Below are 10360 nucleotides of genomic sequence, written 5' to 3'. Positions count from 1 at the left end.
GTAGGCGCGGTCATCATCCGCAATACGCGTCGAATCCGCGTACTCATGAGTGACAGCTACCCCTATAAAACGGCGCTATCCGATCTCGTCAGGCGGTTGGTGCCGAACTGACTGCTCGGGCGCCCCCGGCCCGACGCAATGGGGGGAAGGGGGAGGTGTGTCTGAACGACGAAAAGTGGTTAAAAAGTAGCCGATGTAAGTCGAGCCAAGAGGTGTTTAGCGGTGTTAGAGCCTGAGTGCGGTACTGGCTGAGGTGCTATGAGAAATCCAGGCTAGGCTAGGTGGTTATTCCTCGAAAGCTTCGCTACGAGCTCAATCAATTAATGAGGGGGTTATGTTGGTTTGTGGATTGATGAATTTAAGACATAAGACCAAGTCATTATAAGCCTCTAATCATATCCAGGTGAGTGCCCTAAACTGTGGGACACGCCATTCCCTGTTGGCCTCGCTGTCTATCGCAGGCTTGCCAAAACACTCCAATGACCAAAGGTATCCTCATGGAAATTCAGCGCAATGGCTCCAAGTCATCTGCCCAAGGCCCTAAAGAATATTTTACTGGGACAGTGCGTATTGATTCGCCTTTCCAGGCCCCAGAGCCAGCTAAAACCGGCGGAGCTATCGTTACTTTCGAACCTGGAGCCCGTACGGCTTGGCATACCCATCCACTAGGGCAAACACTGATTATTACTGCAGGTCTGGGTTGGGCTCAGCGGGAAGGTGAGCCAAAACAAGAACTCCGCCCAGGCGACGTAGTGTGGTTTGGACCAGACGAGATGCATTGGCATGGCGCCACGGATAGCAACGCTATGACGCATATCGCGATCGCTGAATCGGAGAATGGTTCGCCCGTCACTTGGATGGAAAAAGTAGCGGATGAGGATTATCTCAGCAGCGTTTCTTAAGCAAAGAACCAACTAGAGTCATTACTTTATTTAGAAGGAGAACTCACAATGGAAGGTATCAAGGATAAAGTCGTTGTCATCACAGGGGCTAGCAGTGGTCTTGGCGAAGCGACCGCACGCCGATTGGTGAATGGGGGCGCAAAGGTAGTGCTCGGCGCGCGTCGTATGGAGCGTTTACAGGCGCTGGCCCAGGAACTCGGTCTGGATGATCAGGCGGTGGTTAAGACCGATGTCACCCAGCGGGATCAGGTGGAAGCGCTGGTGGAGCGCGCCATTCAGTTGCATGGCCGTATCGATGTCATGCTCAATAATGCCGGTGTGATGCCGCATTCGCCTTTAGAGCGCCTGAAGGTCGAAGAGTGGGATCAAATGATCGACGTCAATATCAAGGGTGTGCTGTATGGCATCGCGGCAGCAATGCCGCCTATGACCGTCCAAAAGAGTGGGCAGATCATCAACGTTTCATCGGTCGCTGGCCATAAGGTTGGCCCTGGCAGTGCTGTTTACGCGGCCACTAAGCATGCCGTTCGTGTCATCTCCGAAGGACTGCGCCAAGAGGTCAAACCTTACAATATCCGTTCGACGATTATCTCGCCTGGCGCTGTCGATACAGAACTACCGAATAGTATCTCGGAAAATGACGTGTCCGAGGCGATCCATGATTTTTACGAACAGTATGCGATACCCGCCGACTCGTTCGCGCGCTCAGTAGAATTCGCCATGAGCCAGCCTGAGGACGTGGATATTAACGAGATTCTGTTCCGGCCAACCAGCCAAGTGCTATAAACAAGATAGGAAATGCTATGACTATTCCCGTTCTCACCTTGAACAATGGTGTTGAGATGCCTGCCTTCGGACTGGGCGTTTATCGCTCTCGTCCTGAGGAAACCACTGGTGCGGTATTGTCTGCGTTTGAGGCGGGCTATCGCCATGTCGATACTGCCGCCGCTTACATGAATGAACAGCAGGTGGGTGAAGCGTTCCGATCAAGCGGTCTCGCTCGCTCAGACGTGTTCATCGAGTCCAAACTCTGGCTTTCAGATTATACCTATGACGGCGCGATGCACGGGTTCGAACGTTCGCTGCGCAAGCTGGGCATGGAACACGTCGATCTCTATCTGCTACACCAGCCAGCCCCGACTGAATTCGAACGCACTTTGGGGGCATGGAAGGCGCTCTGTGAAATCGTGAAAAGTGGCCGTGCTCGTGCAGTTGGCGTCTCGAACTTCAACGAAGAAGAGCTTAAGCGCATCATTGATGAGACCGGCGTGGTTCCTGCGGTAAACCAAGTGGAGCTGCATCCGTTCTTCACTCAGAAGAAGCTGAGTCAATTTCATCTGGGGCAGGGCATTCTGACTCAAGCCTGGTCGCCAATTGGCGGCGTCAATCGTTACTTTACAGAAGACCCTAAGCCGGAAGACGACCCGCTGACGCATCCCACAATCATACGGATTGCTGATCAGCACGGTAAATCACCGGCCCAGGTAATCCTTCGGTGGCATATCGAATTGGGCCACTCAGTGATCCCCAAGTCGGTTCACACTGAACGGATAAGGGAGAATTTCGATATCTTCGATTTTTCACTTTCCACCGAAGAGGTTGCTTTGATCGATGCACTTAATACTGGCCGCCGTGGCGGGCCGGACCCCAAATCGCTCAGTACTAAAACGGTAAGTTTTTCAATACCGGAGTGATGCCGTCGTTTAGATAGAAGAGAAGAACCGAGCTTTGCTCGGTTCAGGCTAATAATGGCACGGAGAGAGAACTAGCTCGATTTTTTGAGCGTTTCAGCAAAAATCTCACCGGAAATTGCCCAGTTGTCCATGGACACGTCATTGAAAATGACATAAACGTATTGCGGGTCGATGTTGCCATGCTGAGCAATCGCATCGGTGACGGCTTTAGCAATAGCAGGTTTGGCTTCGTCACGGCCATCAAACATCTGAATATTTACGACTGGCATGGTGAATCCTCTTGGGTTGTGAACGGTGTGCTTCATCGAGCTTGCTGCTCAAGAAAGCAGTTTAGTTCTGCCCTAAAGGTTGATAAACACGCTACAACCTGATTCAGAGTAGCGCTAAATTCTACAATCAGCCGAAAATATTCTGATCTGCCAACGAAACCAGTTCATCGATAATAAAGCGAACGCTCGGTAGCCGTTGATATGAGCGTGGCCAAATAATATTAAGGTCTGTAGGGGAGGGGGCGAATTCAGCGAGGATCGTCACCAACTTTCCCTGAACGATAAAAGGCCTTAATAATGCCTCTGGAAACTGGACGATCCCGCGCCTGCCATGCAGGCATCCATCATGGCGTCGCCATCGCTTATTTGATGAAAAGGTGGTGGATGGAACCTCATTTCTTGTCCATCTTCGTCTTTGACTCGCCAACTCAACGGTGACCCACCGCGCCAAGCCATTAAGCAGCGGTGTTGACTGAGCGCCTGTAAGTTCTGTGGGGTTCCATAGCGTTCAAGGTAGCTAGGCGATGCACAAAGCACGAGATGCTGGTCATTGAGTTTCTTGGCGACCAGGTCGGCACTGTCCTTCAAGGCACCATAGCGGATGGCGAGATCAAATCCGGCATCCAGCGGGTCAATGATGCGATCATTGAAGGTGAGGGTAAGCTTCAGGTGCGGATAACGCTCGGTCATGCCTAACAAAATTGGCATCATCACAGACCGACCAAAGGCGGCGGGCATATCAATCCGCACTGTGCCAGATGGTTCTCTCAGCTTTGAGCGTAGCGAGTTTTCTGCTGCCTGCAGTGTATCGGGAGCGCTTTGACAGCTGGCAAAATAGGCTTCCCCTTCCGTGGTAAGGCTTAGCTTACGCGTGGTGCGATAAAGTAATTTGGTAGCTAAGTGCTGTTCCAGCTTAGAAACACTTTTTCCTAGCGCCGATTTAGAAATGCCCAGTTCATTGGCTGCCGCGGTAAAGCTTTCCGCTTTGGCAACGGCAACAAAATAGACAATGGCACGTGGATTGTCAGAAAAAACTGGGCTGCTCATGATAAGTGATCCTATTTTGCTAGGCGGACGGTAATACACATTACGAACAAGCAGTAATGGATAAACAAGATTTATTCGCCAGTTTAAAAGTCATCCCAGTACGGCGGATCACCGAAATATCCGTCTAAAAAGTCGATAAAACACCTCACCTTACTCGCCAATAGTTTACGGTGCGCATAAACGGCATAAAGACCTAGAGGAGCTGGTTCGCACTCAGGAAGAATCACTTTTAGGCTGCCCTTGGCAATCGCCTCGCCGGAAATAAAGGTCGGCTGAATAGCAATGCCAGCCCCCTGAATAGCGGCTTTGGTCAACACATCGCCATTGTTACTGATCAAGTCCCCCTCTTGGTGCCGTCCAGCGGTTGGGAGCCACTCTGTGGCGGGCAATCCCATATCATGCTCCAAATAGCTATAACGCAGGTATCGATGTTGCTTAAGTTCACTGGGGCTTGTAGGGGTGCCATGGCGGGCTAAATAGTCAGGGGAGGCGCATATCACCAGTCGCACGGGGGCAATAAACTTAGCGATCAGGGAGGAGCTTTTCAAATGTCCAATGCGTAAAGCGATATCAAACCCTTCCTCCACGATATCCACTTTTCTATCGTTCAATTGTAAGTCGATACTAACGGCCGGGTGTGCCTGCTGGAAGTCAGCCAACAGTGGTGCTAAATGCAGTGTCGCGAAGGAAACAGGAGCGCTAATCCGCAAACGACCCCGCGCGCCTTCTTGCAAGTCATTGAGCTGACTGTCCATATCGTCAATGTCATCTAGCACCTGCTGGGCATGCTCAAAGTAACGAATGCCCGCTTCTGTAAGATGCACTTTTCGGGTTGTGCGGTTCAACAAGCGCACGCCCAGGCGCTCTTCCAACTGAGACACATATTTACTGACGAGCTGAGGCGACATTTCAAGACGCTCGGCGGCCTGGGTGAAGGTTCCTTCGCTAACCACGTTGACGAAAGCTCTCATGGCATCAATACGATCCATTCGTTTCCCTATCCCTGACGGAAATAAAGATTATCAACGTTTTGTTGTTAATCATGCAACATCTTCATCCTTATTGTTTCTTCATGACGCGAGTAAAGTGCGTTCATCAGTAACGCAAAGCTTGTTAAATAAACGACATTCGCTATTCGAGGAACAGCTCATGAAAAACCAATTCGCACACACATTATTTAATTCCACTGGCGGCTACGCGGCCCTGGCTTTAAGACTACCGGTCGGTCTGATATTAGCGGCACACGGTGCGCAGAAACTATTTGGCTGGTTCGGAGGCTACGGCTTGGAAGGCACCGGGCAATGGATGACCAGTATCGGCCTTGAACCCGGCTATGCCATGGCATTACTGGCAGGGAGCGCCGAGTTTTTGGGAGGGATCGCTTTATTCCTGGGGCTGCTAACACGTCCTGCCGCAATTGTGACAGCTGTGACTATGTTGGTCGCTATTTTCAGCGTCCATTTGAGTAACGGTCTGTTCCTAACAAACAACGGCTACGAATATGCACTCACACTTTTCGCTGCCACCACCGCATTAGCGATCCAAGGGGCAGGACGCTTGTCAGTCGATAGTTTGCTGCAGTCGCAGCTCTTTCATGGTCGCCAATAACCTAGCATACCGATCGCCCCGCCGTATTGACGGGGCTTATTTTGGAGGAAGGAGATTACTATGTTGGTTAACGGAACATGGCAAGAAAACTGGCACCCTGTTCAGGCTAAAGACGAAGAGGGGCGGTTTATTCGCCAATTATCGTCTTTTCGCCACTGGATCACGCCAGACGGCTCGCCTGGTATAACAGGTAAGGGGGGCTTTAAAGCCGAAAAAGACCGCTATCACCTCTACGTTGCTTATATTTGCCCCTGGGCTTCCCGCACGCTGATGGCGCGCCAGTTGAAAGGGTTAACGGGTCTGATCAGCGTAACGGTCGTTAACCCCAAGTTAACAGACCAAGGCTGGCAGTTTGGCGGCTATCCCGGTGCTCATGATGATAGCCTTAACGGTGCCCATTATCTGCATGAGCTGTATTCTCAAGCCGACTCAACCTACACCGGTCGAGCCACCGTGCCCGTTTTGTGGGACAAGAAAACACGCACCATTGTCAGCAATGAGTCAGCTGACATTCTGCGCATGCTCAACACTGCGTTCGACGCGCTTGGCCAGCAAGGGCCGAATCTGTACCCGGCAGAGTTAGCCGACGACATCGATGCGTTGAACGAGGTTATCTATCAAAACCTCAATAACGGTGTCTACCAAGCAGGGTTTGCATCGTCTCAGCAGGCGTACGAAGAGGCGTATGACAAGGTGTTTCTAACCTTGGATGAACTCGAAACGCGCTTATCTGATGGACGTTCTTATCTCTTCGGCGAACGGCTAACGGAAACCGATGTGCGGCTGTTCGTGACCTTGATCAGGTTTGATGCTGCCTATCACGGGCTCTTTAAATGCAATCGAAATACACTTCAAGCCATGCCTTACTTGCACGCTTTTATGCAGCGTATCTATGTGATGAATGGTATCGCCGAGACGGTCAATATTGAGCACATCAAAGCCGGGTATTACTCCATCAAAGCGCTGAACCCCAGCGGCATTGTGCCGGTAGGCCCTGCCATCATTTGATTTTAAAAAATTAATGAATAGGACTATGGCCGCGTTTTGTTACCCATAAGTCTTCAGTAACCACGAGGAAACGATGATGAACACCTCACCAGATATTTTATTCCTCTCCCACGGCGGAGGGCCTCTGCCCCTATTGGGCGATCCAGATCATCAGGAAATGGTCGAATCGCTGAAAGGGATCGCCAACGTGATTAGCAAGCCATCGGCTATTTTGGTCATTAGCGCACACTGGGAAGCGTCTGTACCCACGATCACGGCAGGAGCTGCCCCGGAACTGATCTACGACTATGCGGGCTTCCCACCTGAAGCTTATCGAATTCAGTATCCCTGTCAGGGTGAGCCTGCGTTGGCACAACAGGTGAGTCGGGCGCTTGAAAACGCCGGTATCCCAGCCCAGCAAGATACTCAACGGGGCTTTGACCATGGCGTGTTTGTCCCGCTCAAAATCATGTATCCAGAGGCCGACATTCCCTGTGTACAGCTTTCGTTGGTTAATAACCTTGCCGCTGATACTCACCTTGCCATCGGCCAAGCGCTCAAATCTCTGGAGCGCGAGAACCTGCTGGTGATTGGTTCGGGTTTTTCATTCCACAACATGCGGGAATTCTGTAGCCCTATCACGCAAGACAGCCAAGCGAAAAATAAGGCTTTTGAAGACTGGCTAGTGACGACGTGCTCCAGCCAAGACATCGATGAAGCAGAGCGTACCCGTCGCTTGGCTAACTGGGATAAGGCCCCCCATGCACGCTTCTGTCACCCTCGGGAAGAGCACCTTCTGCCCCTACATGTCTGTTATGGGTTAGCGGGCAGGCCGAGTGATAAACAGTTATCAGCCACAATATTGAGCAAGGCATCAGGCATGTTCTATTGGTCACGAAAGAGTGCCAAGTAAATCGTTGATAAGAGCGCTGAATGGGAGGTTCTCTACTCTGAGAACATCTCAAACATAAGCCCCCGCAACCAGCGATCGCCAAGGTCTTGGTGAAAGCGGCGGTGCCAGAAAAGGTTGATAGGAATCTCGGGGAATGCCAGAGGGTGCTCACGAACGGCTAGTCCAAATCGCGCTCGTGTCGCCTCGGCCAGGTCGACCTGGATTCAAACATTAAGCGCACCACCTACGGTTTTTAGCGCACCTGAATACTCTCCTAGCATAATGCGGATGCTGCCTTTATTGGTTGGATTCAGGCTTTAGGAGTCAGAACTGTTCGTTGGTTCTTCAGGGTTAAGCTGCTGCACTTCTTTCAGTAGACTCATTAAGGTGCGGTATTTCTCTGGGCCTAATGCCTGCTGTATTTTTTTGTACTGGCTGGTCATCTCTACCCGCATTTCATCAAACAGTGCGTTACCTTCATTGGTCAACGTCACACACAGGCGGCGCTGATCCGTTTCTGGTTTCCAACGCTTAACTAGGCCGTTTTGTTCCAGCCGAACGAGTACACCGGTTAAGCTAGGTGGCAGGATACAGGCGAGTTTTGCAAGTCGGTGGCTTTCGAGGGTTTGCTCTTCTGACTGCCACAGAATACGAATGACTCGCCACTGCTGTTCGGTGATATTGTTACGGTTGAGATGCGGCCTGAAAAATTCCATCGCGGATTCTCTAGCCTGCATTAACGCTAATGTTAAAGAGGGTGAAGTGGTTATAGTTTCCCGGACACACAGACGCAGATAATATTATCTGCCCATCAAGGTGTGTGCCATGAGTCAGAAAAAAAGCAATTCGTATACAGCCGAGTTTAAAGAAGCCGCCGTCAAACTAGCGGTGGAATCCGATCAACCGATCGCCCAGTCGGCGCGCGAGTTGGGCGTTAACGTCAACACGCTGCATACTTGGATCGATAAATTCCATGGCAAGCAGACGAGTGATTCGAGTAGTGCGGTTGACGACAAGCACCTATATGAAGAGTTGAAGCAACTCCGGCGTGAGAATGCTCGGCTGAAGGAAGAGCGGGAACTGTTAAAAAAGGCGGCGGCCTTCTTCGCCAAAGAATCGAACTGAGGTACGGCTTCATCGAGGAGCATCGGGGCACGTTCAGCACTGCCCTGATGTGCCGAGTGTTTGAAGTCTCTCGCAGTGGCTATTACGAGTGGCGAACTAGACCGTCCAGCCAGCGAGTCCGGGATGATCAGGCGTTGAAGGCCAGTATTCGTGAACATCATAAAAAAAGCCGCTCAACCTATGGAACACGGCGTATTCAAAAGCAACTGGCTGAAGACGGAGAAACCGTCAGCCGCCGTCGAATCGGTCGATTGATGGGTGAAGAGGGCCTTGAATGCAAGATGCGGCGCAAGTTCAAAGCGACGACCAATTCAAAGCATAACAAGCCGGTAGCCGCGAACCTGCTGAATCGTAACTTCACGGCATCAGAGCCTGATCAGGCTTATGTCGGTGATATCACCTATATCCCGACACGGGAGGGCTGGCTGTACCTAGCCGTCTTCATTGACCTTTGCTCACGAGCGGTCGTCGGATGGTCCATGGATAGCCGGATGCCGGCAGCGTTGGTGAACGACGCGCTGACCATGGCGATCTTTAAGCGTCGGCCAGCAGCCGGTCTGCTGGTTCACAGTGACCGTGGCAGCCAGTATGCCTCGGATAGTTTCCAGGGCTTGCTCAAGCAGCATGAGTTCAAGTGCAGCATGAGCCGCAAGGGTAACTGTTGGGACAACGCCCCGTCAGAAAGCTTCTTTCATACTCTAAAGACCGAGTTGGTGTATCACGAGGACTTTAAGACGCGAGAGGAAGCGAGGCAGGCGATCTTCGAGTATATCGAGGTATTTTATAATCGGGTGCGGCTGCACTCCAGCAACGACTATATGAGTCCAGCGGACTATGAATCGAGGCTACGTGCAGCCGCTTAAAAAAGTGTCCGGAAAACTGTTGCCAGATCAGGGAGTAGGTCGTGCCATGTTGTGCCTTATGAACATTAGCCACCAGGACTACTAGCCTGGTGGCTTAGGGAGTCTTATTTGATTCCCATACACATATATTTAATTTCGAGATAGTCCTCAATACCGTAGTGAGACCCCTCGCGACCGACACCTGAAGCCTTGATGCCGCCAAAAGGCGCAACTTCTGTTGAGATAATACCTTCGTTAATACCTACCATACCATACTCAAGTGCCTCCCTAATGCTCGAATGCTATATGGGCTGGAACCTGGAATACGCTAAGCGCATGTTACCCAAGCTGGAACGCTTTGAGCCTCGGTGGCTCGAAGAGCCCGTGCTGGCCGACGATATCGATGGCTATGCTGAACTGAATCAGCTCACCAGCATACCGATCTCTGGGGGAGAGCACGAATTCACTCATTATGGCTTCCGACAGTTGTTGGAGAAGCGCGCCATATCGGTGATTCAGTACGATACCAACCGTGTTGGCGGCATCACTGCTGCACGCAAGATCAACGCCCTTGCCGAATCGTTCAGTATTCCTGTAATCCCGCATGCAGGACAGATGCACAACTACCATTTGACTATGTCGACGCTGGCCTCGCCAATGTCCGAGTTCTTCCCAGTTCATGACGTTGAGATCGGCAACGAGCTCTTCTACTACCTCTTCAAAGGCGATCCCGAGCCGGTGAATGGCTTCATTGATCTCGACGACGACGTGCCAGGTCTTGGTCTGACACTCAACCACGATCATTTTGATCAGTTCAATATCACCGAATGAGGCCAAGCATGAGATTGATCCAGTGCATCCATGATGGCACCCCATACGCCGCCCTAGTCGAGAACGCCGAACAGGTTCGCTTGCTTAATACCGACACCTATACCCTGGCCCGCCGTGCCATCGCTGCGGGGCACTCGTTGACTGAAGCCATCGAAGCCGCTGC

At 51.5% G+C, this 10360-nt stretch carries 12 protein-coding genes and 1 pseudogene; 8 read left to right on the top strand and 5 right to left on the bottom strand.

Annotated elements, in window-relative coordinates; all coding sequences use genetic code 11:
• The first annotated feature begins 497 nt into the window (after window positions 1-497).
• Genes V8L71_RS19910 through V8L71_RS19900 form a run of 3 tightly spaced genes read left to right on the top strand, consistent with a single transcriptional unit; the run spans window position 498 to window position 2596 of the window.
• A complete protein-coding gene (locus V8L71_RS19910; RefSeq protein WP_336275240.1) occupies window positions 498-902 on the top strand; it encodes a (R)-mandelonitrile lyase in 405 nt (134 codons plus the stop codon).
• Window positions 903-950: 48 nt separating this feature from the next.
• Window positions 951-1688: an SDR family oxidoreductase gene (locus V8L71_RS19905; RefSeq protein ID WP_336275239.1), complete on the top strand. Its 738-nt coding sequence runs from the start codon at window positions 951-953 to the stop codon at window positions 1686-1688.
• Between the two features lie 17 nt (window positions 1689-1705).
• Window positions 1706-2596 carry an aldo/keto reductase gene (locus V8L71_RS19900; protein WP_336275238.1) on the top strand — a complete coding sequence of 297 codons (891 nt, stop codon included), beginning with the start codon at window positions 1706-1708 and terminating at the stop codon, window positions 2594-2596.
• A 71-nt stretch (window positions 2597-2667) separates the two neighbouring features.
• Here V8L71_RS19900 and V8L71_RS19895 read toward each other — a convergent pair whose 3' ends face one another.
• The 3 genes from V8L71_RS19895 to V8L71_RS19885 all read right to left on the bottom strand — a co-directional run bounded on the left by V8L71_RS19895 (window position 2668) and on the right by V8L71_RS19885 (window position 4901).
• Complete coding sequence (locus V8L71_RS19895; RefSeq protein ID WP_336275237.1) at window positions 2668-2865, bottom strand: tautomerase family protein; 198 nt, start codon at window positions 2863-2865, stop codon at window positions 2668-2670.
• 291 nt (window positions 2866-3156) lie between these two features.
• Window positions 3157-3912 carry a LysR family transcriptional regulator gene (locus V8L71_RS19890; protein ID WP_336275236.1) on the bottom strand — a complete coding sequence of 252 codons (756 nt, stop codon included), beginning with the start codon at window positions 3910-3912 and terminating at the stop codon, window positions 3157-3159.
• 83 nt (window positions 3913-3995) lie between these two features.
• Entirely contained in the window at window positions 3996-4901 is a 906-nt protein-coding gene (locus tag V8L71_RS19885; RefSeq protein WP_336275235.1) for a LysR family transcriptional regulator, read from the bottom strand.
• A gap of 160 nt (window positions 4902-5061) precedes the next feature.
• On the opposite strand from V8L71_RS19885, the gene V8L71_RS19880 reads away from it, so the two are divergent.
• From V8L71_RS19880 to V8L71_RS19870, 3 genes are all read left to right on the top strand, one after another.
• Complete coding sequence (locus V8L71_RS19880) at window positions 5062-5520, top strand: DoxX family protein (RefSeq protein WP_062375042.1); 459 nt, start codon at window positions 5062-5064, stop codon at window positions 5518-5520.
• Window positions 5521-5580: 60 nt separating this feature from the next.
• Window positions 5581-6528: a glutathione S-transferase family protein gene (locus V8L71_RS19875; protein ID WP_336275234.1), complete on the top strand. Its 948-nt coding sequence runs from the start codon at window positions 5581-5583 to the stop codon at window positions 6526-6528.
• Between the two features lie 73 nt (window positions 6529-6601).
• Window positions 6602-7420: a DODA-type extradiol aromatic ring-opening family dioxygenase gene (locus V8L71_RS19870; RefSeq protein WP_336275233.1), complete on the top strand. Its 819-nt coding sequence runs from the start codon at window positions 6602-6604 to the stop codon at window positions 7418-7420.
• Between the two features lie 296 nt (window positions 7421-7716).
• Here V8L71_RS19870 and hpaR read toward each other — a convergent pair whose 3' ends face one another.
• Window positions 7717-8169, bottom strand: coding sequence for a homoprotocatechuate degradation operon regulator HpaR (gene hpaR, locus V8L71_RS19865; RefSeq protein WP_336275241.1), 453 nt, complete (start codon window positions 8167-8169; stop codon window positions 7717-7719).
• Between the two features lie 55 nt (window positions 8170-8224).
• Here hpaR and V8L71_RS19860 point away from each other — a divergent pair.
• Window positions 8225-9387, top strand: a protein-coding gene (locus V8L71_RS19860; protein WP_174788252.1) for an IS3 family transposase whose coding sequence is annotated in 2 segments (ribosomal slippage) — window positions 8225-8498 and window positions 8498-9387 — 1164 coding nt in all. Because the reading frame shifts where the segments join, the coding sequence is not laid out codon by codon here.
• 104 nt (window positions 9388-9491) lie between these two features.
• Here V8L71_RS19860 and V8L71_RS19855 read toward each other — a convergent pair.
• Window positions 9492-9659: pseudogene (locus V8L71_RS19855) on the bottom strand (aldehyde dehydrogenase family protein); the annotation flags it as partial.
• Between V8L71_RS19855 and V8L71_RS19850 the strand changes: the two are divergent.
• Window positions 9580-10197 carry an enolase C-terminal domain-like protein gene (locus V8L71_RS19850; protein ID WP_431313199.1) on the top strand — a complete coding sequence of 206 codons (618 nt, stop codon included), beginning with the start codon at window positions 9580-9582 and terminating at the stop codon, window positions 10195-10197. The pseudogene V8L71_RS19855 and the gene V8L71_RS19850 sit on opposite strands and share 80 nt — an antisense overlap.
• The last annotated feature ends 163 nt before the right edge of the window (window positions 10198-10360 follow it).

Origin of the sequence: Vreelandella indica (assembly GCF_037070225.1) — a bacterium.
Taxonomy (GTDB): Bacteria; Pseudomonadota; Gammaproteobacteria; order Pseudomonadales; family Halomonadaceae; genus Vreelandella; species Vreelandella arctica.
Note: the sequence above shows the minus strand (reverse complement) of the source record. Positions and strands in the feature narration are given on the sequence as shown.

Excerpts from the sequence above, each read along its gene's own strand:
- V8L71_RS19885 (WP_336275235.1), bottom strand. The coding sequence starts at position 4,901 with ATGGATCGTATTGATGCCATGAGAGCTTTCGTCAACGTGGTTAGCGAA.
- V8L71_RS19905 (WP_336275239.1), top strand. The coding sequence starts at position 951 with ATGGAAGGTATCAAGGATAAAGTCGTTGTCATCACAGGGGCTAGCAGT.
- V8L71_RS19880 (WP_062375042.1), top strand. The coding sequence starts at position 5,062 with ATGAAAAACCAATTCGCACACACATTATTTAATTCCACTGGCGGCTAC.
- V8L71_RS19910 (WP_336275240.1), top strand. The coding sequence starts at position 498 with ATGGAAATTCAGCGCAATGGCTCCAAGTCATCTGCCCAAGGCCCTAAA.
- V8L71_RS19850 (WP_431313199.1), top strand. The coding sequence starts at position 9,580 with ATGCCGCCAAAAGGCGCAACTTCTGTTGAGATAATACCTTCGTTAATA.
- V8L71_RS19900 (WP_336275238.1), top strand. The coding sequence starts at position 1,706 with ATGACTATTCCCGTTCTCACCTTGAACAATGGTGTTGAGATGCCTGCC.
- V8L71_RS19870 (WP_336275233.1), top strand. The coding sequence starts at position 6,602 with ATGATGAACACCTCACCAGATATTTTATTCCTCTCCCACGGCGGAGGG.
- V8L71_RS19875 (WP_336275234.1), top strand. The coding sequence starts at position 5,581 with ATGTTGGTTAACGGAACATGGCAAGAAAACTGGCACCCTGTTCAGGCT.
- V8L71_RS19895 (WP_336275237.1), bottom strand. The coding sequence starts at position 2,865 with ATGCCAGTCGTAAATATTCAGATGTTTGATGGCCGTGACGAAGCCAAA.
- V8L71_RS19890 (WP_336275236.1), bottom strand. The coding sequence starts at position 3,912 with ATGAGCAGCCCAGTTTTTTCTGACAATCCACGTGCCATTGTCTATTTT.